This is a genomic window from Rheinheimera sp. B2H12 (assembly GCF_059620065.1).
In genome coordinates this window covers 5,166,192-5,186,675 of sequence record NZ_CM184363.1, presented here as the reverse complement: position 1 = coordinate 5,186,675, position 20,484 = coordinate 5,166,192, and the positions used below count along the sequence as shown (strand labels likewise).

General features: G+C 48.1%; 22 protein-coding genes. 18 read left to right on the top strand and 4 right to left on the bottom strand.

Going from position 1 to position 20,484, the window contains the following annotated elements; all coding sequences use genetic code 11:
- The first annotated feature begins 448 nt into the window (after positions 1-448).
- From rpmH to AC53GJ_RS21620, 6 genes are all read left to right on the top strand, one after another.
- The gene (gene rpmH, locus AC53GJ_RS21645) at positions 449-586 is read left to right on the top strand and encodes a 50S ribosomal protein L34 (protein WP_496730490.1); all 138 of its coding nucleotides are present in this window, start codon (positions 449-451) and stop codon (positions 584-586) included.
- Positions 587-659: 73 nt separating this feature from the next.
- Positions 660-971, top strand: a complete 312-nt coding sequence (gene rnpA / locus AC53GJ_RS21640; protein WP_496730489.1) for a ribonuclease P protein component — start codon at positions 660-662, stop codon at positions 969-971.
- Positions 923-1,180, top strand: a complete 258-nt coding sequence (gene yidD, locus AC53GJ_RS21635; RefSeq protein WP_496730488.1) for a membrane protein insertion efficiency factor YidD — start codon at positions 923-925, stop codon at positions 1,178-1,180. Before rnpA ends, yidD begins: the two co-directional genes overlap by 49 nt.
- 8 nt (positions 1,181-1,188) lie before the next feature.
- Complete coding sequence (gene yidC, locus AC53GJ_RS21630; protein WP_496730487.1) at positions 1,189-2,829, top strand: membrane protein insertase YidC; 1,641 nt, start codon at positions 1,189-1,191, stop codon at positions 2,827-2,829.
- A gap of 151 nt (positions 2,830-2,980) precedes the next feature.
- Positions 2,981-4,357 (top strand): tRNA uridine-5-carboxymethylaminomethyl(34) synthesis GTPase MnmE, encoded by a 1,377-nt coding sequence (mnmE, locus tag AC53GJ_RS21625; RefSeq protein ID WP_496730486.1) that lies wholly within the window; start codon positions 2,981-2,983, stop codon positions 4,355-4,357.
- 162 nt (positions 4,358-4,519) lie between these two features.
- Positions 4,520-4,684: a hypothetical protein gene (locus AC53GJ_RS21620; RefSeq protein WP_496730485.1), complete on the top strand. Its 165-nt coding sequence runs from the start codon at positions 4,520-4,522 to the stop codon at positions 4,682-4,684.
- A 203-nt stretch (positions 4,685-4,887) separates the two neighbouring features.
- Here AC53GJ_RS21620 and AC53GJ_RS21615 read toward each other — a convergent pair whose 3' ends face one another.
- The 4 genes from AC53GJ_RS21615 to AC53GJ_RS21600 form a co-directional block, all read right to left on the bottom strand.
- Positions 4,888-5,922, bottom strand: a complete 1,035-nt coding sequence (locus AC53GJ_RS21615) for a virulence RhuM family protein (protein WP_496730484.1) — start codon at positions 5,920-5,922, stop codon at positions 4,888-4,890.
- Between the two features lie 658 nt (positions 5,923-6,580).
- Positions 6,581-7,075 carry a YbhB/YbcL family Raf kinase inhibitor-like protein gene (locus AC53GJ_RS21610; RefSeq protein ID WP_496730483.1) on the bottom strand — a complete coding sequence of 165 codons (495 nt, stop codon included), beginning with the start codon at positions 7,073-7,075 and terminating at the stop codon, positions 6,581-6,583.
- Positions 7,076-7,128: 53 nt separating this feature from the next.
- Positions 7,129-7,575, bottom strand: coding sequence for a thioredoxin TrxC (gene trxC / locus AC53GJ_RS21605; RefSeq protein ID WP_496730482.1), 447 nt, complete (start codon positions 7,573-7,575; stop codon positions 7,129-7,131).
- A 194-nt stretch (positions 7,576-7,769) separates the two neighbouring features.
- Complete coding sequence (locus AC53GJ_RS21600; RefSeq protein ID WP_496730481.1) at positions 7,770-9,587, bottom strand: DEAD/DEAH box helicase; 1,818 nt, start codon at positions 9,585-9,587, stop codon at positions 7,770-7,772.
- A gap of 163 nt (positions 9,588-9,750) precedes the next feature.
- Between AC53GJ_RS21600 and mioC the strand changes: the two genes are divergently transcribed.
- The 12 genes from mioC (at position 9,751) to atpG (ending at position 20,480) form a co-directional block, all read left to right on the top strand.
- On the top strand, positions 9,751-10,191 hold the full coding sequence (gene mioC, locus AC53GJ_RS21595; RefSeq protein ID WP_496730480.1) for an FMN-binding protein MioC: 441 nt from the start codon (positions 9,751-9,753) through the stop codon (positions 10,189-10,191).
- An 801-nt stretch (positions 10,192-10,992) separates the two neighbouring features.
- Complete coding sequence (gene mnmG / locus AC53GJ_RS21590) at positions 10,993-12,882, top strand: tRNA uridine-5-carboxymethylaminomethyl(34) synthesis enzyme MnmG (protein WP_496730479.1); 1,890 nt, start codon at positions 10,993-10,995, stop codon at positions 12,880-12,882.
- A gap of 61 nt (positions 12,883-12,943) precedes the next feature.
- A complete protein-coding gene (gene rsmG, locus AC53GJ_RS21585) occupies positions 12,944-13,576 on the top strand; it encodes a 16S rRNA (guanine(527)-N(7))-methyltransferase RsmG (RefSeq protein WP_496730478.1) in 633 nt (210 codons plus the stop codon).
- A gap of 13 nt (positions 13,577-13,589) precedes the next feature.
- Complete coding sequence (locus AC53GJ_RS21580) at positions 13,590-14,384, top strand: ParA family protein (RefSeq protein WP_496730477.1); 795 nt, start codon at positions 13,590-13,592, stop codon at positions 14,382-14,384.
- A 23-nt stretch (positions 14,385-14,407) separates the two neighbouring features.
- Positions 14,408-15,319, top strand: coding sequence for a ParB/RepB/Spo0J family partition protein (locus tag AC53GJ_RS21575; protein WP_496730476.1), 912 nt, complete (start codon positions 14,408-14,410; stop codon positions 15,317-15,319).
- 47 nt (positions 15,320-15,366) lie between these two features.
- The gene (locus AC53GJ_RS21570) at positions 15,367-15,843 is read left to right on the top strand and encodes an ATP synthase subunit I (RefSeq protein ID WP_496730475.1); all 477 of its coding nucleotides are present in this window, start codon (positions 15,367-15,369) and stop codon (positions 15,841-15,843) included.
- A 2-nt stretch (positions 15,844-15,845) separates the two neighbouring features.
- Positions 15,846-16,640 carry a F0F1 ATP synthase subunit A gene (gene atpB / locus AC53GJ_RS21565; RefSeq protein ID WP_496730474.1) on the top strand — a complete coding sequence of 265 codons (795 nt, stop codon included), beginning with the start codon at positions 15,846-15,848 and terminating at the stop codon, positions 16,638-16,640.
- 60 nt (positions 16,641-16,700) lie between these two features.
- Entirely contained in the window at positions 16,701-16,934 is a 234-nt protein-coding gene (gene atpE, locus AC53GJ_RS21560) for a F0F1 ATP synthase subunit C (protein ID WP_496730473.1), read from the top strand.
- 51 nt (positions 16,935-16,985) lie between these two features.
- Entirely contained in the window at positions 16,986-17,456 is a 471-nt protein-coding gene (gene atpF / locus AC53GJ_RS21555; protein WP_496730472.1) for a F0F1 ATP synthase subunit B, read from the top strand.
- Between the two features lie 12 nt (positions 17,457-17,468).
- On the top strand, positions 17,469-18,002 hold the full coding sequence (gene atpH, locus AC53GJ_RS21550) for a F0F1 ATP synthase subunit delta (protein ID WP_496730471.1): 534 nt from the start codon (positions 17,469-17,471) through the stop codon (positions 18,000-18,002).
- Between the two features lie 14 nt (positions 18,003-18,016).
- The gene (gene atpA, locus AC53GJ_RS21545) at positions 18,017-19,558 is read left to right on the top strand and encodes a F0F1 ATP synthase subunit alpha (protein ID WP_496730470.1); all 1,542 of its coding nucleotides are present in this window, start codon (positions 18,017-18,019) and stop codon (positions 19,556-19,558) included.
- 61 nt (positions 19,559-19,619) lie between these two features.
- Positions 19,620-20,480 (top strand): F0F1 ATP synthase subunit gamma, encoded by an 861-nt coding sequence (gene atpG / locus AC53GJ_RS21540; RefSeq protein WP_496730469.1) that lies wholly within the window; start codon positions 19,620-19,622, stop codon positions 20,478-20,480.
- The last annotated feature ends 4 nt before the right edge of the window (positions 20,481-20,484 follow it).

Below are 20,484 nucleotides of genomic sequence, written 5' to 3'. Positions count from 1 at the left end.
CAATATCTCCAACAGCCCCGAATAATGTCTATTTCACAAGGCAGGTGTTAAGCAAAGACCGGCATTATGGGCTGATCTTATCCACAACTGCAATATTGACTTTTTGAAAAAAGCAAAAATCGCCAAAACAACAACGTATATAACTGTTTTAATTGAACTTTATTCCATTATACAAATTGATAATACCAGAGTATTTTCTACCCTGTTTTAGAAATAACCAAAGGCCGCAATTGATTTAATTCACATATTATCCCGAAGTTATTGTTTGCCTGTGGAAAACTTTACCGGATCCGCATCATTTCGAGGATCGGATCGTTATTTAACCAAGGATCGCATTGACAACTGCCGCCATAGTCCTTAAAATTCGCGCTCTTTTTGAATCGCTGCGTTTTGGTACTTTACTAAAACACAGATACCCTTAGTAAATATCGACCGGACGGACGAAGTTATGAAAAGAACATTTCAACCTAGCGTGTTAAAACGTGCTCGCGTTCACGGTTTCCGTGCACGTATGGCGACTAAAAATGGCCGTGCAGTATTAGCACGTCGCCGTGCTAAAGGCCGTGCTCGCTTAACTGTCGCTTAATTCTAAGCGCTGCGTGCTCAGCTTCAAATTCAGCAGGGAGTTACGTCTGTTAACTCCCCGCGAATTCGACAATGTGTTCCAAAACCCTTTCCGGGTTGCGTCTCCCCTGTTTACCATCCTTTGTAAACCTAATTCTTCTGCCATACCCCGTATTGGTCTGACGATCGCCAAAAAACGTGTTAAATTAGCCACGCAACGCAACAGAATCAAACGTTGTGCCCGCGACAGCTTTCGTTTACATCAACATCAACTGCCTCCGGTAGATTGTGTGCTGATGGTGAAAGGTGATATCAGCAACACGGATAATGAAGAGTTACATAAACAATTGGAGCGGTTATGGAGCAAGATCTCCCGCCAGTACAACGCTATCCAGCCAAAGCCTTAATCAGCCTTGTGCGGGGTTACCAGTGTTGTATCAGTCCACTGTTTGGTCCAAGTTGTCGTTTTCATCCCAGTTGTTCGCATTATGCGATTGAAGCGCTTGCGCGTTTTGGTCCGATAAAAGGCGTCTGGCTAACGACCAGACGTTTAGTAAAATGTCACCCTTTACACCCGGGTGGTGATGATCCCGTTCCGGAAAAGCCAAAGAGATAAGCTCACACATGGAATCGCAACGCAGTTTTTTAATTATTGCCCTGGCTCTGGTCAGTTTTTTATTGTGGCAACAATGGCAAGTTGATTATGGTCCGAAGCCAGTCGTCACTACGACGGCCAGTCAGACCAAGACCACCACTTCAGCTGATTTACAGCTTAGTGCCAGTTCAACCGTCACGCCGGTGGCCGATGTAGCAACAGCTACAGCAGCCCAACTGATTGAAATCAAAACAGATGTCCTGACCGTCAAAATCAACACTCAGGGTGGTGATATTGTCGCGTTGGATCTGCCCGCCTTTACGATTAGCCAGGAAAACAAAGCCCCTTACCAACTGATGCGGCAGTTAAATGGTTTTGAGTATGTGGCACAGTCCGGTTTATTAGGTGATGGTCCGGATGATAAAAAAGCACCACGGCAAATTTATCAAAGCGCCCAGCCTTCTTATCAGCTGACTGCCGGTCAAACTGAACTGGTGGTGCCGCTGACGCTGGTGCACAACGGCCTATTGGTAGAGAAACGCTTTATTTTCAAAGCCGGTCAATATGATGTCCGGGTTGAATATACTGTCACCAACCAGGGTGATGGCAGCAAAGTGATCCAACCGTATTACCACTTCGCCCAGACCATTGATAATGGCCAAGGCACCAACATGATGATGCCGGTGTACCGCGGTGGCGCCTATTCAACAGCAGAACAACGCTACGAAAAATTTTCCTTTGAAGATATGGCAGATGCCAACCTGAGCCAAAGCACCAAAGGTGGCTGGGTGAGTATGCTGGAACACTATTTTGTGGCGGCCTGGGTACCAAACCCGGAAGAAACCAACCAGTTGTACAGCATGGTGGCCAATAACCTCGGTGTGATTGGTGCGCAGGCACCACAAGCCTCCATTGCGGTGGGCGAAAGCAAAACCTTTAGCGCTACTTTTTATGCCGGTCCAAAAGATCAGGACAGCCTGGGTAAAATTGCCCATGGTCTGGATCTGACGGTTGACTACGGTATCTTGTGGTTTATTTCGCAGCCACTGTTCTGGTTATTACAGGCCATTCATAGTTTTGTCGGTAACTGGGGTGTGGCGATTATTGCGATTACGGTGTTGATCAAAGGCTTACTCTTCCCTCTGACCAAGGTTCAATACGAATCTATGGCCAAAATGCGTAATCTGAAGCCGAAGATTGACGAACTGCAAGCCCGCTACAAAGACGACCGTCAGAAGATGGGTCCGGCCATGATGGAACTGTATCGCAAAGAGAAAGTGAACCCTATGGGTGGCTGTCTACCGATGCTGATCCAGTTACCAATTTTCCTGGCGTTATACTGGGTCTTTGTCGAAAGCGTTGAGTTACGTCAGGCACCATTTATGCTGTGGATCACCGACATGTCGGTGCAGGATCCTTATTATGTACTGCCGGTGTTATACGGTATCAGCATGTTTATCATGCAGAAACTGACGCCAATGACAGTGACAGATCCAATGCAGGCTAAGATCATGTTATGGATGCCGGTTGCTTTCTCGGTGTTCTTCCTGTGGTTCCCAAGTGGTCTGGTGCTGTACTGGGTGATCAGTAACTTAATTTCACTGGCGCAGATGCTCTACATCTACCGCGGTATGGAGAAAAAAGGTCTGTACGTGCGCGAAGCGAAATAACTCTTTTCGTCGTTACAAGCCAAGTAATGCCCATTAAAATTAATGGGCATTTTTTTTATGACAAGGTCCGGCAAAACGCAAAGTCCACCATCACTTGCCAGAACTGCAGCACAGCGACCAATGATACCCGGTCAGCAAAATGAGGTTTGATATGTTTGTCACAGATACAATTGCGGCTCAGGCCACAGCTCCAGGACGCGCCGGCGTTGGTATTTTGCGGGTTTCAGGCCCCGCAGTGAAAGCAGTGGCAGAGGCGGTATTACAACGGTTACCAAAGCCCCGCTACGCTGAATATCTGCCTTTTTATGCTGCCGATGGCAGTGTGTTGGATCAGGGCATCGCGTTGTATTTTCCAGGGCCAAATTCCTTCACCGGCGAAGATGTACTGGAACTACAAGGCCATGGCGGTCCGGTGTTGCTGGATATGTTATTGCGTCGTTTATTACAACTCCCCAACGTCAGGATTGCCAGACCTGGTGAGTTCAGCGAAAGAGCATTTCTGAATGACAAACTGGATCTGACGCAGGCCGAAGCTATTGCCGATCTGATTGATGCCAGTTCAGAACAAGCAGCCCGCTCGGCCATGCAGTCCCTGCAAGGTGAATTTTCCAGCAAGATCGATCAACTGGTGGAAAAAGTGATTTACCTGCGAATGTATGTCGAAGCCGCAATCGATTTTCCGGATGAAGAGATCGACTTTTTATCCGATGGCAAGGTCGCCGCTGATCTGGCGACTATCATCAGCGAATTAACCGGTATTCAAAAACAGGCCACCCAAGGCAGTATTTTGCGGGAAGGCATGAAAGTGGTGATTGCCGGCCGGCCCAATGCCGGTAAATCCAGCTTGCTAAACGCCCTCGCCGGTCGCGAAGCCGCGATTGTCACTGAGATTGCCGGAACCACCCGCGATGTGCTGCGCGAACATATCCATATTGATGGCATGCCACTACACATTATTGATACCGCAGGCTTACGTGACGCCACCGATAAAGTCGAACAGATTGGCATCGAGCGCGCCTGGCAAGAAATTTTACAGGCCGATCGGGTGCTGTTTATGGTCGACAGCACCACCACAGACGCGACCAGCCCGGCACAGATTTGGCCGGAATTTATTGAACGCTTGCCCGCCAGTCTCGGCGTCACTGTGGTGCGCAACAAAGCCGACCTGACCGGTGAAACCATTGGTGCCAATCTGGCTGCACAACACAACGAGCAAACACCGGTTTTTCATATTTCCGCCAAAACCAATCAGGGCATAGACGCCTTACGCGAGCATTTAAAAGCTTGTATTGGCTTTGAAGCCAGTACCGAAGGCAGCTTTATCGCCCGCCGTCGCCACCTAGACGCCCTGGCACGAGCGATGGAACACCTGAGTATCGGCGAGTATCAGTTGCACAACCATCTCGCTGGCGAGCTGCTGGCCGAAGAACTGCGGCTGACGCAACAGCACCTGAACGAAATCACCGGTGAATTCAGCTCCGATGACCTGTTGGGCAAAATTTTTGGCTCGTTTTGTATCGGGAAATAAGCACGGAAAACATCGGCCAAAAATGAAAAATATCTAATTTATTCATGTATTTATGTGTAATCTTTTCTTCTTTGTTGATGACTGCTAGAAATAGGCCACCTGTAGCCCACCAGGCAGAACTGAGTGGGCCATAGGTGGCCAAATTATTTCAGGAGCAGAGCAATGAAAATCACCATCGAAAAGAAAGCTGCAAATTCTAAAGGTCAGCATTTTTTAATGTTAACCAGACACTTCGGCACCACAACTTCAGAGAACGGCAAAGTCCAAAAAATACGTAAACGCGATGCACTGAATATGTATGCGTACAAGATTGGGAAAAACCGGTAGTAGAAGTAGTTGAGGATGCTTTCTCAATAATCCGCAGAGCTAATGCCAATCTGATGAGAATGCGCCAGCGATGTCGGTGGAATGACACCAACCTCTACCGAATGGCAGGTGATATCGACAATTTTAAGATGGATAATCCTTTATAGTTATTATCTTAAAACACAGCCATCAACTCATTCGAGATCAGGGCTGTGCTATAGCGCCTATTTGTCTTTTTTCAGTATGGCCTTGAGTGCTGCAATATTGGCCCGTGCGCCTTCGGCTTCTTTTAAACGACGGCGCTGTTTTGCGAAGCGGTCAAACTCCAATTTCGCTTTGTCATCAGCGTCTTTCTTGGATATTTTTCCTGCTCCGCTTAAAACGTCCCTATCATTAAAACTTAAAAACTGATCAAGCTTATCGGCCCAGTCCTGCAAGAATACCTGCTTGCGGCGTAGCGCTTGGTCTTCAGCAAAGTCGAGCCACATATTGACGATACGATTAAGCTCTTTGATTTCGTCTTCACGCAGATAGTTCTTGGCAACAGTAACGTCTGTCTTGCGCACTTCATCGCCTTTATAGCTGGTTAAGCCCATATCTGGCTTACTGGCATCCACACGGCTGGCGATAAGCTCTGCGGCAGTCATATGCGTACAAGCATAATGCAGTTTGTTCTGAATGACCTGAAAGAAGCGGTTGGTCTCTTGGTTAGATGGCTCGTAATCGGCTGCCATGGTAAAGATTTCTTTGACTCGCAGATAAACGCGACGCTCGCTGGCGCGGATATCACGAATTCGCTCCAGCATTTCATCAAAGTAATCTGGCACAGCAGAGTGACCTACGGGCGGATTTTTCAATCGCTCGTCGTCCATTGCAAATCCCTTGATCAGGTATTCTTTCAGGATTTGCGTTGCCCATTGGCGGAACTGTGTACCTCGTTGCGAACGAACCCTGTAGCCCACAGTCAGAATTGCATCGAGATTGTAGTGGTCGATCTCGCGTGATACTTGACGAGTACCTTCCAATCGAACTATCCGGAATTTCCGGATGGTTGCGTTTTGGACAAGCTCACCTTCATGGTAGATATTGATGAGATGCTCATTAATGGTGCGAACGTCTTTATCATAAAGCTCAGCCATTGCAGCCTGAGAAAGCCACAACGTATCAGACTCAAAACGACACTCAACACGAGTTTGACCGTCAGCACTGGTGAAAAGAACAAACTCGCCTTGAGGGGCTAGGGGTATGTTATCTGACATGCAATCAACCTTTTGCTAATACTGGTATTCCCCAAGGCATTGAAGCGCATAGGTGACTTGATGGAGCTGCAATAGGGCAACTTTCATAGTGATAAGCTTTAAATATTTTCACTGAATGATCCTACCTAGAAGGGAGTTGACGAAGCAAGAACTTGGCTGTTGAAATTCACGCGTTGGTAAAACTACGAACATAAGTACAGTAAGTTGCGGTTCGTGACACCGCACCAACCTCATACCGGTCAGGACGTTGCGATACTGCTCCAACGAAAAGAACGGATTGAAGCTGCAAAAGCAGCCAACCCAAGGCGTTGGGGAAAACGCGAAGTGCGAAACTGCAAACCAGTAGGACCGACAACGCTGAATCCGGAAAGAGAGTCAGTTAACTAAGTAGAAAAATAGGCCGCTTAAAACGGTCAGTGGTGACAACTCGTTTGAAAAACGCCGACATCGTCCCTGATGAAGAACGGGGAGAGTTCGAGTAAATTAATAGCCCTTATAATCAATATGTTATGTTGGTTTTGTTTGGTTGGCAAATTTTGCTCGCTATTTGTGCCAAATAAAACTTAAAAAATTGATTTTATGTAACTATTTACTTTCTGTATCGGGAAATGAAATAGTAAAGACAGCAGCGACAGCAAATCTGTCGCTGCTGCTGTGATTAACGGGCGTAGGTGGCGGTCAGCGTGGCTTTTCCTAAGGCTGTGGCATTGAGCATAAAGCCAACGACCGCAGCGCTGGCTTCGTCTGGCACTGCTAAATCTGCTGCTGGTAAAGCCCAGACAGTAAATTGATATCTGTGCATGCCATGCCCTACCGGCGGACATGCGCCGCCAAAATTCAGTGCACCATAATCATTGCGGAAAGTCCGGCTGCCGACAGGTAATTCACCTGTACTGGCGGCTCCCTGAGTCAATTCGGTGACAGTGGCAGGGATCCCGGACACCAGCCAATGCCAGAAGCCTGATCCGGTTGGCGCATCCGGATCAAAGACTGTAATCGCAAAACTCTGGGTACCCGCTGGCGGATGTTGCCAGGCTAAAGCCGGCGACAGGTTCGGGCCATCACAGCCAAAACCATTAAATTCAAAGCTTTTCGCCATAAAATGACCTTCGGCGATATCCGGGCTGGTCAGGGAAAATTTAGGATCTGACATCGACATGTTTCCTTGTTTAAAAGTAACTCCGAACCGTCTGCTGACAAGGCCGGTTAATCAAATTGAGTGAGCTGCGCCGATTGTTGCTGCAGCCATTGATAAAATTGCTGTTTTGGTAAAGCCCCCGACAACTGTGCAATCAGTTTGCCTTGTTGCATTAACATCAGTGTTGGTATGGAGCGGATTTGAAACTGAGCTGCCAGTTGCTGCTGCTGTTCCGTATTGATTTTGCCAAAACGAAAAGCAGGCTCCAGTTCCCGTGCCGCCTGGCTGAAAACCGGGGCAAAATTCTGACAAGGCCCACACCAGGAGGCCCAAAAATCGAGCACCACAGGTAACTCAGATTTTTCGACCAGATTGGCAAAATTAGCACTGGTGATTTCCACCGGCTCGCCACTAAATAAAGGCTGTTTACATTTACCGCAGACAGGCGCTGCGGCACATTTTGCCGCTGGCACCCGGTTTAGTCCGGCACAATGTGGACAAGCAATAATCATCATTCTCTCCTGGCTAAGCGCTGACTCACAGCAAGATGATGTGGGGGCAATAGCCAAACATCAAGCCATAGTCGCAAAAACAGTGAGTCTGACAACAGGCAGACCGCAGAAAGTGACACCTGGTTGTGGCGGTGACAAAATGCAGCCGAAAAAAAGCCAGTCACAAGGACTGGCTGCTTTCAACAGGATAAAGCCTGTTATTCGCGAGTGCGGCGTTTTGGTGCAGCGCCTGGACGTGGGCCTGAACCTTCGCTATAACTGCGACGCTCACCACCTTCACGCGGTGCACGTTCTGCACGTTCAGGTGCAGCACCGGTATCCACACTGATATTCAGCTTTTGCTTACGCACATAGACTTTTTTCAGATGCTGGAAGATCTCAGTTGGGATATCAGCTGGCAGTTCTACGGTAGAGAAATGATCAAACAGTTTGATGTTACCGATAAACTGGCTGTCAATGTTCGCTTCATTGGCGATAGCGCCAACGATATCACCGGCGCGGACACCATGCTCTTTACCGACTTCAATCCGGTACGTGTTGTAGTTGCCTTGCATTTCGCGACGCTGGCGTGGACCACGCTCTGGACGGTCAGCAGAACGTTCTGGCCGATCACCGCGTTCAAAACGGGCTGGACGATCACCACGTTCAGCGCGATCCGGACGGTCACCACGGGCATGCGGCTCACGGATTTCCGGGAACTGCTTGGCCACGTTTAACGGCTGATCTTTTTGCGCCAGGAATAACAGTGCTGCAGCTAAATCAGCATCGGTCGTTTCCAGCTTGTCACGCCAGTCATTGATTAAGTCCTGGAAGAAACTTAAGTTTTTCGCTTCGATAGTGTTGGCTAGTTGCTCACGGAAAGACTCAATGCGGCGCTGTTCAATCACTTCACCTGTCGGCAACGACATTTTTTCAATCGGCTGACGAGTGGCCTGTTCGATAGTCCGTAATAAACGGCGCTCACGTGGCGATACAAACAGAATCGCTTTACCTTCACGACCAGCACGACCAGTCCGGCCGATACGGTGCACATAAGCTTCACTGTCGTACGGAATGTCATAGTTGATCACCAGACTGATCCGTTCTACGTCCAGACCACGGGCAGCAACGTCTGTTGCCACAATGATATCGATCTGGCTGGCTTTTAAGCGGCGAATGGTTTGTTCGCGGTTGGCCTGGTTCATATCGCCATTGAGGCAAGCTACAGCATAACCGCGAGCACCTAATTTTTCGGAAATTTCCTCAGTCGCACTCTTAGTCCGGACGAAAATGATGCTGGCATCATATTCTTCGCCTTCTAGCACGCGGGTGAGCGCATCCAGTTTCTGATTACCATCCAGCATCACATAACGCTGCGTGATACGCTCGACAGTACTGGTTTTGGATTCAATTTTGATTTCCTGAGCATTTTTCAGGTGTTTCTGTGCAATAGCCCGGATTTGCGAAGGCATAGTGGCAGAGAACATGGCGACCTGACGACCGGCTGGCGTGGCATCCATAATGGTTTGCACGTCATCGATAAAGCCCATCCGCAGCATTTCATCGGCTTCATCCAGCACAATGGCGCGCAGTTTATCCAGCTGTAAAGTGCCACGATCCAGGTGGTCAAGGATCCGACCAGGGGTACCGACGATCACTTGTGAACCACGTTTCAGTGATTTCAGCTGGTTGGTATAACTCTGACCGCCGTATAAAGGCAGCACGTGGAATGCCGGCATAAAGCGGGCATAAGCCTGGAATGCTTCAGCAACCTGGATCGCCAGTTCGCGGGTTGGTGCTAATACCAGGATTTGTGGTTCGTTTTGCGCCGGATCTAACCGGGCAAGCAATGGCAGCGCGAAGGCAGCTGTTTTACCAGTACCTGTTTGCGCCTGACCCAATAAGTCTTCTCCCGCTAACAGTTTTGGGATGGCCGCCGCCTGGATTGGCGATGGAGTTTCGTAGCCCAATTCTGTGACTGCACGAAGGATAGCATCTGGCAGATCAAGCTGGGAAAAAGTCAGGGACTCAGACATATAATGTAAAACCTCAATAACACGCAGGCGACAGGTGGTTGTGCTATTGTAGTTTTACAGAGCCTGCTTTGCTGTAAAAATACCCCAAATATGCAAAAAGCATGGCTTTGCATATTTTTATTCCAGTAGTATAGCCAATCATTTACCTGACAAGAGATGTAAGATGATTGAGATCCTCGTGGGCAGCCAAATGGGCGCAGCAGAGTATGCTGCAGAACAAGTAGCCGAAACACTGGTACAAGCGGGTTATGAAGTCAGGCTGCATCTGACACCCGATATAGAACAACTAACCAGAAATTCTATCTGGCTAGTGATCACCTCGACCTACGGTGCGGGTGATCTGCCCGACAATATCCAACCCTTTGCGGATCAATTAGCACAAGAACAAGGTGATCTTACCACAGTTTCCTATGCCGTGATCACTTTAGGTGATTCCAGCTACGATACTTTTTGTCTGGCTGGTCGCAAAATTGAGGCATTACTGGCAACCCAACATGCAAAACCGCTTGGAATTCATCTGGATATCGATGTGCAACAAGGCGAATTACCAGAAGATCTGGCATTGGCCTGGTTACCACAACTACAAGAAAAAATAAGCCGTTAACCACTGACGGCTCATTTTACAGGATCTGATGATGGCCTCAGATCCTGTTGTTGCCTATCTATGACAGGATCTTTCGATCCTCTATCACAACTATTGGTTTGATCTGAACTGCGATCCAAGGGTGATCTCAGCCAGTGATCGTTAACATATCGAATCTGACATCAGACAAAGTGAATGGAAAGATGCAGTGGTAATCTTGCTGATAAACAGGCAAAAAAAAGCGGGCACCTAAATGCCCGCAAACTACACAAGTCACTGTCCAGAAACTGGATACCTAACGGTCTGACATGTTGACCAGCAATAAAAGCCAACGAAACCAAGTATCTGCGTTAATTGCACTGTCGTCTTAATAAGGCTCTGATAAAAGCATGATAAAAGCAGATCCGGGTTATGATCGAGCTATACGCAGTTATGCACAGTTTGATCATATTTATATCCGCAATGTGTATAACTAGCGTATAACTGGGCTGATAAGCTGGTATTATCCTCTGAATAGATTTAATTCGGATCCTGGCTGTGGATAAAGTATCGACTTGATCACAGGATCAAGGCAGGTAGATCCGGATCAGATCACAGGATAGATCCTTTGTAAGATCTTGATCCTTATTAGCAAAATTAGCTTATGCACTGCAAAGTGGCTGCTTAGTAGTAAGAATAATAAGAAGATCTCTTTAAAGATCTCTATTTATATTAAGAGATCGACAAGGATCGCGATCGAATTTTAATCGTTTCGTTTCGAGCCGGATCCAGTTACAATACGTGCCCTTTTTTAGCGTTATCCTTGAAGTACCAGAGGCAGATATGTTGTTCCAGCAAAGTTATGATGTGATTGTTGTCGGAGGTGGCCATGCCGGCACCGAAGCTGCTTTAGCGGCGGCACGCATGGGCATGCAAACTTTATTGCTGACGCACAATGTGGAAACATTGGGTTTGATGTCGTGTAATCCAGCGATCGGCGGTATTGGCAAAGGCCATCTGGTCAAGGAGATCGATGCGCTTGGTGGTGCTATGGCCAAAGCGACGGATCTGGCAGGGATCCAATTCCGCACGCTGAATAGTTCAAAAGGACCGGCTGTTCGTGCCACCAGAGCGCAAGCGGATCGCCAACTGTATCGCGCTGCCATTCGATCCATATTGGAAAATCAGCCAAATCTGCAGATCTTTCAACAAGCCTGTGATGATCTGATCGTTGAACAAGATCAGGTTTGTGGTGTTGTGACCCAAATGGGGCTCAAATTCACCGCAAAATCTGTGGTTTTGACGGTTGGAACTTTCCTCGGCGGCCAAATTCATATCGGGCTGGAAAATTATTCCGGCGGCCGTGCTGGCGATCCACCCTCGATCGCCCTGGCACGCCGTTTACGCGATCTGCCATTCCGGGTTGGAAGGCTGAAAACCGGTACGCCGCCAAGAATTGATGCCCGCAGTGTTGATTTTGCTAAAATGCAGCCACAACCTGGTGATACACCGTTACCGGTGATGTCTTTTATGGGGAAAGTCAGCGATCATCCGCAGCAAATCCCGTGTTACATCACATACACCAATGAAAAAACTCACGATATTATTCGTGGTGGCTTGGATCGTTCCCCCATGTACACCGGGATCATCGAAGGTGTAGGTCCAAGATATTGTCCTTCGATTGAAGATAAGATCAATCGTTTTGCTGATAAAGATAAACATCAGATCTTTATCGAACCTGAAGGCTTGACCACCCACGAACTGTATCCAAATGGCATTTCAACCAGTTTGCCGTTTGACGTGCAACTGGCGCTGGTACAGTCGATCCCGGGTTTAGGAAATGCCCATATCACCCGGCCTGGCTATGCCATCGAATATGACTTTTTTGATCCACGCGATCTAAAAACATCGTTAGAAACTAAATTTATCAAAGGTTTATTCTTTGCTGGCCAGATTAATGGTACTACTGGTTACGAAGAAGCTGGTGCCCAAGGCCTGCTGGCGGGTTTGAATGCGGCATTACTGGTTCAGCAGAAAGAGTCCTGGATCCCAAGCCGCGATCAAGCCTACACCGGCGTGTTGGTCGATGATCTGACCACTATGGGCACTAAAGAGCCGTACCGGATGTTTACCAGCCGTGCTGAATACCGTCTGATGCTGCGCGAAGACAATGCTGATTTGCGTTTAACCAGCAAAGGCCGTGAACTTGGCTTGGTGGATGATGCTCGTTGGGCTGCGTTTAACACCAAATTGGAACAAATTGAACTGGAACGGCAACGCTTGAAACAACAATGGGTTCACCCGCAACATGCTGCGCTGGCACAGGTCAATCAGTTGTTGAAAACACCATTAAGCCGGGAAGCCAGTTTAGAAGATCTGATCCGTCGGCCTGAGGTTAATTATCAGGATCTGATGCAGATCGAAGGCATTGGCCCAGCTTTGCTGGATCCTGCTGCGGCTGAACAAGTTGAGATCCAGATCAAATACGAAGGTTATATCAACCGGCAACAAGACGAAATAGCCAAGCATGAACGTAATGAAAACAGCAAGTTACCACTTGATTTTGATTACAGTCAGGTGAAAGGCTTATCCAATGAAGTGGTGCTGAAGTTGAATCAATCGCGGCCTGAAACTGTGGGTCAGGCCTCACGGATCTCTGGGATCACACCAGCGGCTATTTCGTTATTGCTGGTCTATCTGAAAAAACAAGGCTTGTTACGTAAATCAGCCTGAATTTAACACTGGCTGCTGCTATCACGGCAGCCAGCTGATCATCACATTACGCAGGATCTGCATGCTGGAACAATTGAAACGGCTGGTGGCACAAACCAGCCTGCAACTGAGTGAACATCAACTGCAACAACTGGTGCAGTATGTACAATTGCTGGATAAATGGAATGGCGCTTACAATCTGACGTCAGTACGGGATCCGGCTGAAATGCTGGTCAAACACATCATGGATAGCCTGGTGGTCGCGCCTTTTATTCATGGTCAGCGTATTATCGACGTTGGCACTGGTCCTGGCTTACCTGGCATTCCATTGGCGATCTGCTTCCCGGACAAAGACTTTACTTTGCTCGATAGCCTTGGCAAACGCATTCGTTTTTTAAATCAGGTCAAATTGCAACTTGGCCTTAAAAATGTGACGCCGCTGCAAAGCAGGGTGGAAGATCATCAGCCACAGCCCGGTTACGATGTGGTTCTGAGTCGTGCTTTTGCCTCGTTAAGTGATATGATCGGCTGGTGTGCGCATTTACCGGCCGCGACTGGCCAGTTTCTCGCCATGAAAGGTGCTCAGGCACAGGAAGAAATTGCAGCTTTGCCTGATTTTGTTAAAGTTGTCGCCAGTGAAACTTTGCAGGTACCTGAACTAGCCGGTCAGCGTTATTTAGTGATCGTCCAAAAGGTGCCAGTCCAGACCGAATGATCGAGGAAATGCTGTGGGAAAAATCATCGCAATAGCGAATCAGAAAGGTGGTGTTGGTAAAACCACCACCGCAGTGAATCTGGCAGCCTCAATGGCTGCAACCAAACGTAAAGTGCTGCTGATCGATTTAGATCCGCAAGGCAATGCCACTATGGGCAGCGGCGTCGACAAGTATGAAGTGCCGGCTACCGCTTATGAATTATTGGTCGATGAAAAACCATTACCGGAAGTTGTGGTGACAGAAACTGCCGGTGGTTATCATTTGGTGGCGGCCAATTCTGATGTGACAGCAGCCGAAGTCAGGTTACTGGATGTATTTGCCCGTGAATTGCGACTGCGCAACGCACTGAAAAATTACCGCGATAATTACGATTTTATTTTTATCGATTGCCCACCCTCACTGAATATGCTGACCGTCAATGCGATGGCTGCGGCGGATTCAGTGTTGGTGCCAATGCAGTGTGAGTATTATGCACTGGAAGGCCTGACGGCACTGGTCGATACCATCAATAAACTGGTGTCGGTGATCAATGCGGATCTGAAGATCGAAGGTATTTTACGCACTATGTATGATCCGCGTAATAGATTAGCCAATGATGTTTCTGAACAGTTAAAACGCCATTTTGGCGAAAAAGTGTACCGGGCTGTGATCCCGCGGAATGTCCGGTTGGCGGAAGCCCCTAGTTTTGGTACGCCTGTGATGTATTACGATAAAAGCTCGACCGGTGCCAAGGCTTATCTGGCACTGGCTGGTGAAATTTTGCGGCGCGCTGATAAAAAGACAGTGAAGACCCCTGCAGCAGTCTGAGTAAAAAAGGAATGAACGAACAAATGTCGGTAAAAAAACGTGGCTTAGGCCGGGGTCTGGATGCTTTGTTAACCACAGGTCGACCTGCGGCAACAACCACAGAGCCAACCACAGAACAACAAGTAACTGCAGCTGAAAGACATCAGCATGAGTTACAAAAATTACCGATCGAATGGCTGAAGCCTGGCAAGTATCAGCCGCGTAAAGACATGTCGCAGGATGCATTGGAAGAACTCGCCAGTTCAATCCGGGCGCAAGGCGTGATCCAGCCGATTGTGGTGCGCCAGGTGGCAGAGCAGTTGTATGAAATTATTGCTGGTGAAAGACGCTGGCGCGCCTCGCAAATAGCTGCGCTGGCAGAAGTGCCTTGCATCATCAAAAATGTGCCGGATGAAGCCGCTGTGGCGATCGCGCTGATTGAAAATATTCAGCGGGAAGATCTGAATGCGATGGAAGAAGCCGTTGCTTTGCAACGTTTGTTAACTGAATTTGAACTCACACATCAACAAGTGGCGGATGCAGTGGGTAAATCGCGAGCGACTGTGACCAACCTGATCCGGCTCAATCAGCTGGCGGATGATGTCAAAACCTTGCTGGAACACGGTGATATTGAAATGGGTCACGCCAGAGCTTTATTAACCCTGACAGAACAACAGCAATCTGATGCCGGTCGCGTGATCGCTGCCAAACAGCTGACCGTGCGTGAAGCTGAAGCTTTAGTGCGCCGCATTCTGGAACCGGTACCAGCAACAGAACCGAAACAAAAAGATCCGGATGTTGCAGCTTTGGAACAAAGGTTAAGTGAACGTTTTGCTGCGCCAGTGCAAATCAGTTTTAGCAAAAAAGGCAAAGGTGAATTGGTGATCGGGTATAGTAATCTGGCTGAACTGGATGGCATTCTGGCAAAGCTGGGGGTGACTGAGGCTGAAAATTAAGCAGTCGGGTTACTGAAATACCGACAAATCGTGCGCCAGCGCCGCTTTTGGTTGCAAAAATAAGGCAGTTAAGTATACTTGCGCGAGTTTTTTGTGCTGTGTTTTCCGTATTCTTTTGGTGGTCGACTGTGACTTTAACCACAACTAAACAGCGCTTTAAACTGATTTTAAAGACTTTTTTCTGGCAACTGGCGTCAGCCTTGCTGTTGAGTGGTCTGGTTTTGGCTTGGTCCGGTGACGGCTTAGCCGCTAAATCTGCCCTGTTGGGCGCGTTATGTGTTGTTTTGCCCCATTGTGTGTTTACGTGGTATGTGTTTCGTTTTCGCGGGACTGATCAGCTGCAACTGATTCTGAAGTCCATTTATCGCGGCGAAACCTTCAAATTTTTATTGATGGCATTGCTGGTGATGGCAGTGCTTAAACACGTTGTAATAGTCGACTGGCTATTCTTTAGCGGACTGGTGTTCGCGTTGATATTACAAGTGTTTTTACCGATTTTGATTAACTACGATAATTGGGACTAACGATGGCATCTGGTGCTGAGCTTACAAGCAAAGAGTATATTACCCACCACTTGACCAACTGGAGTGTCGGCGAAGGTTTTTGGACCTGGCATGTTGATACTTTAGGCTGGTCAATCCTTATGGGACTTGTGTTCCTGTTCTCCTTCCGTGCTGTGGCGAAAAAAGCCAACGCCGGTGTACCAACCAAATGGCAATGCGCCGTTGAAATGGTTGTGGAATTTGTCAACGACACTGTGAAAAGTACTTTTCACGGCCAGAGCGCAGTGATTGCGCCTTTAGCACTGACCATTTTCGTCTGGGTTTTCCTGATGAACTTACTGGATTTAGTGCCTGTTGACTTCATTCCTTACACTGCGCAGTTAATTGGCGGTGCTATGGGTTATGACCCACACCACGTCTACATGAAAGTGGTCCCAACCACAGATTTAAATATGACCATAGCACTGGCGCTTGGCGTGTTTATTTTGATGATTGGTTATTCCATCAAAATCAAAGGCGTAGGCGGTTTTATTAAGGAACTGACTACTCAGCCGTTCAACACACCTTGGTTGTACTGGTTCAACTTTATTCTGGAAGTGGTGGCGCTGCTGGCCAAGCCACTGTCACTGGCACTGCGGTTATTCGGTAACCTGTATGCCGGCGAATTAATCTTCATCCTGATTGCGCTGTTAGGTGTATGGCAGTTACCACTGCACTTCCCTTGGGCAATGTTCCACATTCTGGTTATTACCCTGCAAGCCTTTATTTTCATGGTGCTGACAGTGGTATACCTGAGCATGGCGCACGAGAAGCATTAATTTCGGCGGTAAAAATTTCGTTTTAACTTTAACTTTAACTTTAGAAACTCGGAGAAAATCATGGAAATGGTATTAGGTTTAAAACTGATCGCAGTCGCTCTGTTAATCGGTTTAGGCGCTTTAGGTACTGCAATCGGTTTTGGTACTTTAGGTGGTAAATTCCTGGAGTCTGCAGCTCGTCAACCAGAACTGGCTCCTTCATTACAAGGTAAAATGTTTATCGTTGCAGGTTTAATCGACGCCATCGCGATGATCGGTGTTGCGATTGGTCTGTACATGCTGTTCGCGATGTAATTTGAGACATCCTACAGAACTTTTACTTTTGGTAATTAAGGAGAAGCGTTCGTGAATATTAACGCCACTCTCATTGGTGAGTTAATTGCGTTTTTGGTGTTTGTCATTGCCTGTATGAAATGGGTATGGCCACCAATTATTGGCGCGATTGAAACTCGTCAGCAAAAAATTGCAGATGGCCTGGCCGCAAGTGATCGCGCCGAACAGGACCTGCGTTTAGCGCAAGAGAATGCAAAAAAACAGCTGATTGAAGCCAAAGCACAGGGTTCTGCCCTGATTGACCAGGCGAAAAAACGCGAAGCGCAGATTATTGAAGAAGCTGCGGTGAAAGCCCAGGCAGAGCGGGAAAAAATCCTGGCTCAAGCCAAAGCTGAAGTCGAAGCTGAACGCATCCGGGCGAAAGAAGATTTACGTAAGCAAGTGGCTGCTCTGGCAGTGGCTGGCGCCGAGCGTATTCTTCAGCGCGAAATTGATGAAGCTGCCCACAGCGACATCCTGGAAAAACTGGTTGCAGAACTGTAAAGAGGAAGAGCCATGTCTGAACTGACGAATGTAGCTCGTCCTTATGCCAAAGCAGCGTTTGACTTCGCGGTTGAACAAAATGCGCTGGCAGCCTGGGCTGATATGCTGTTTTTCGCCGCTGAAGTGGCGAATAACGGCCTGGTTGCCGAGCGGCTGCAAAGCAATGCTGCGGCAGAAGCGCAGGCAGAGTTTTTTATCCAGGTCTGTGGTGCGCAACTCAATGAACATGGTCAGAACTTTATTAAAGTGATGGCTGAAAACAAACGTTTATTGGCGTTGCCTGCTGTGTTTGAAGCCTTTGTAGTGCTGAAAGCTGAGTACGAAAAAGAAGCCACTGTTGAAGTTGTTTCTGCCACTGTACTGAGCGATGTCCAGCAACAAAAGCTGATCGCAGCCTTGTCACAGCGTTTAGCACGCAATGTTAAGTTGAACTGTAGCGTAGATCCGACAGTCGTCGGCGGTATGTTAATCAAAGCCGGTGATATGGTTATTGATGGCTCAGTTCGCGGTAAGTTAGACCGTTTAGCCACTGCGCTGCAGTCATAATTGGGGATTAGAGCATGCAACTGAATTCCACTGAAATCTCTGAACTGATCAAACAACGTATTGCTCAGTTTGAAGTTGTCAGTGAAGCTCGTAATGAAGGTACTATCGTGTCTGTTACCGATGGTATTATCCGGATCAATGGCCTTGCTGACTGTATGCAAGGTGAGATGATCGAGCTTCCTGGTAACCGTTACGCTATCGCACTGAACTTAGAGCGCAGCTCTGTAGGTGCCGTAGTGATGGGTCCATATGCGGACCTGCGTGAAGGTATCAAAGTAAAAGCCACTGGCCGTATCTTAGAAGTGCCGGTAGGTCCAGGTCTGTTAGGTCGTGTGGTTAACACTTTAGGTGAACCAATCGACGGTAAAGGCCCGGTTGAAGCTGCTGCTTTTGCACCAGTTGAAAAAATCGCACCAGGCGTTATCGAACGTCAGTCTGTTGATCAACCAATGCAAACTGGTTACAAATCAGTAGACTCAATGATCCCAATCGGCCGTGGCCAGCGTGAGCTGATCATCGGTGACCGTCAGACTGGTAAAACAGCCCTGGCAATCGATGCGATCATCAACCAGAAATCTTCTGGCGTGAAATGTGTGTACGTTTGTATCGGTCAAAAAGCTTCTACTATTGCGAACGTGGTTCGTAAACTGGAAGAGCACGGTGCCCTCGCCCACACTATCGTGGTTGTTGCTTCTGCTTCAGAAGCTGCGGCACTGCAATTCCTGGCGCCATACTCTGGCTGTACCATGGGTGAATACTTCCGTGACCGCGGCGAAGATGCCCTGATCGTATACGATGACTTGTCAAAACAAGCCGTTGCTTACCGTCAGATCTCGTTGTTGTTACGTCGTCCACCAGGTCGTGAAGCTTACCCAGGAGACGTGTTCTATTTACACAGCCGTCTGTTAGAGCGTGCATCTCGCGTCAACGAACATTATGTTGAGCGTCTGACCAATGGCGAAGTGAAAGGCAAAACTGGTTCTTTAACCGCGCTGCCAATCATTGAAACCCAGGGTGGTGACGTTTCTGCATTCGTACCAACCAACGTGATTTCAATCACAGACGGTCAGATTTTCTTAGAATCTAACCTGTTCAACGCCGGTATCCGTCCAGCAGTTAACGCTGGTATTTCGGTATCTCGGGTTGGTGGTGCAGCTCAGACCAAGATCATCAAGAAACTCGGTGGCGGTATCCGTCTGGCTTTAGCACAGTTCTCTGAACTGGCTGCTTTCGCCCAGTTTGCTTCAGATCTGGATGACGCGACTCGTGCGCAGTTAGACCACGGTCAGAAAGTAACTGAGCTGATGAAACAGCTGCAGTACGCGCCAATGGGCGTGGCCGACATGGGCGTATCTATCTACGCTATCGAGAAAGGCTACATGAAAGACGTCGAAGTTGCCAAGATTCTGGACTTCGAAGCTGCCCTGCTGGCTTACATGCACGCAGAGCACGGCGCGTTCATGGCTGATCTGAACAAAACCGGTAACTACAACGACCAAATCGAAGCCACTATCAAAGGCGCGATTGAGAAGTTCAAAGCGACTCAGACCTGGTAAGCAGGTATTGGCATCGGGTGGTGGTAACACCACCCTTCGTTGAAATTTTCGGAGATTAGTCATGGCCGGCGCAAAAGAGATAAAAAGTAAGATCGGGAGTATTAACAATACTCGTAAGATCACCAGCGCTATGGAAAAGGTTGCGGTCAGCAAAATGCGCAGAGCGCAGGAGCGAGTCGCACAAAGCCGTCCATACGCTGAAGGTATGCGCAAAGTGATCGGTAATATTGCCAATGGTACCCTCGAATATCGCCATCCGTTCTTAACCGAACGTCCGGTGAAAAACGTCGGTTACATTGTGATATCAACAGACCGGGGCCTTTGCGGCGGCTTGAATACCAACGAATTTAAACGTGTGATGACTGAGCTCAAAGCGTGGAAAGAGCAAGGCGTCAATGCTGAGTTTGCCGTAATCGGTAACAAAGCAACGGCCTTCTTTAAACGTTTTGGCGGTAAAGTAGTTGCACAACAAGTGGGTTCAGGCGATACACCACGTTTGGCTGATGTCATTGGTACCGTTCGTGTCATGCTGAATGAATATTCAGAAGGCAAAATTGACCGGTTGTTCCTGGTATACAACAACTTCGTCAACACGATGAAACAGGAACCAGTGATTGAGCAACTCTTACCTTTGCCAAAAGCAGAGCTGTCAGCCAGAAGTCACAGCTGGGACTACATTTACGAGCCTGATCCAAAAGCGATTTTAGACAAGCTTTTAGACCGCTATGTAGAGTCTCAGGTTTATCAGGGTGTGGTTGAAAACGCTGCCAGTGAACAGGCAGCCCGGATGGTCGCGATGAAAGCTGCCACCGACAACGCTGGCAACCTGATGGACGACTTGAAACTGGTTTACAACAAAGCCCGTCAGGCAGCTATTACGCAGGAACTGAGCGAAATCGTCGCCGGTGCTGCTGCTGTTTAACGCC

What these genes read in the sequence shown, in the direction of transcription:
- atpH (WP_496730471.1), top strand. Translation starts at nt 17,469, where the DNA reads ATGTCTGAACTGACGAATGTAGCTCGTCCTTATGCCAAAGCAGCGTTT.
- AC53GJ_RS21600 (WP_496730481.1), bottom strand. Translation starts at nt 9,587, where the DNA reads ATGTCTGAGTCCCTGACTTTTTCCCAGCTTGATCTGCCAGATGCTATC.
- AC53GJ_RS21575 (WP_496730476.1), top strand. Translation starts at nt 14,408, where the DNA reads ATGTCGGTAAAAAAACGTGGCTTAGGCCGGGGTCTGGATGCTTTGTTA.
- atpB (WP_496730474.1), top strand. Translation starts at nt 15,846, where the DNA reads ATGGCATCTGGTGCTGAGCTTACAAGCAAAGAGTATATTACCCACCAC.
- yidD (WP_496730488.1), top strand. Translation starts at nt 923, where the DNA reads ATGGAGCAAGATCTCCCGCCAGTACAACGCTATCCAGCCAAAGCCTTA.
- mnmE (WP_496730486.1), top strand. Translation starts at nt 2,981, where the DNA reads ATGTTTGTCACAGATACAATTGCGGCTCAGGCCACAGCTCCAGGACGC.
- trxC (WP_496730482.1), bottom strand. Translation starts at nt 7,575, where the DNA reads ATGATGATTATTGCTTGTCCACATTGTGCCGGACTAAACCGGGTGCCA.
- AC53GJ_RS21620 (WP_496730485.1), top strand. Translation starts at nt 4,520, where the DNA reads ATGAAAATCACCATCGAAAAGAAAGCTGCAAATTCTAAAGGTCAGCAT.
- mnmG (WP_496730479.1), top strand. Translation starts at nt 10,993, where the DNA reads ATGTTGTTCCAGCAAAGTTATGATGTGATTGTTGTCGGAGGTGGCCAT.
- atpA (WP_496730470.1), top strand. Translation starts at nt 18,017, where the DNA reads ATGCAACTGAATTCCACTGAAATCTCTGAACTGATCAAACAACGTATT.
- rpmH (WP_496730490.1), top strand. Translation starts at nt 449, where the DNA reads ATGAAAAGAACATTTCAACCTAGCGTGTTAAAACGTGCTCGCGTTCAC.
- yidC (WP_496730487.1), top strand. Translation starts at nt 1,189, where the DNA reads ATGGAATCGCAACGCAGTTTTTTAATTATTGCCCTGGCTCTGGTCAGT.
- atpG (WP_496730469.1), top strand. Translation starts at nt 19,620, where the DNA reads ATGGCCGGCGCAAAAGAGATAAAAAGTAAGATCGGGAGTATTAACAAT.
- atpE (WP_496730473.1), top strand. Translation starts at nt 16,701, where the DNA reads ATGGAAATGGTATTAGGTTTAAAACTGATCGCAGTCGCTCTGTTAATC.
- rsmG (WP_496730478.1), top strand. Translation starts at nt 12,944, where the DNA reads ATGCTGGAACAATTGAAACGGCTGGTGGCACAAACCAGCCTGCAACTG.
- mioC (WP_496730480.1), top strand. Translation starts at nt 9,751, where the DNA reads ATGATTGAGATCCTCGTGGGCAGCCAAATGGGCGCAGCAGAGTATGCT.
- AC53GJ_RS21615 (WP_496730484.1), bottom strand. Translation starts at nt 5,922, where the DNA reads ATGTCAGATAACATACCCCTAGCCCCTCAAGGCGAGTTTGTTCTTTTC.
- AC53GJ_RS21610 (WP_496730483.1), bottom strand. Translation starts at nt 7,075, where the DNA reads ATGTCAGATCCTAAATTTTCCCTGACCAGCCCGGATATCGCCGAAGGT.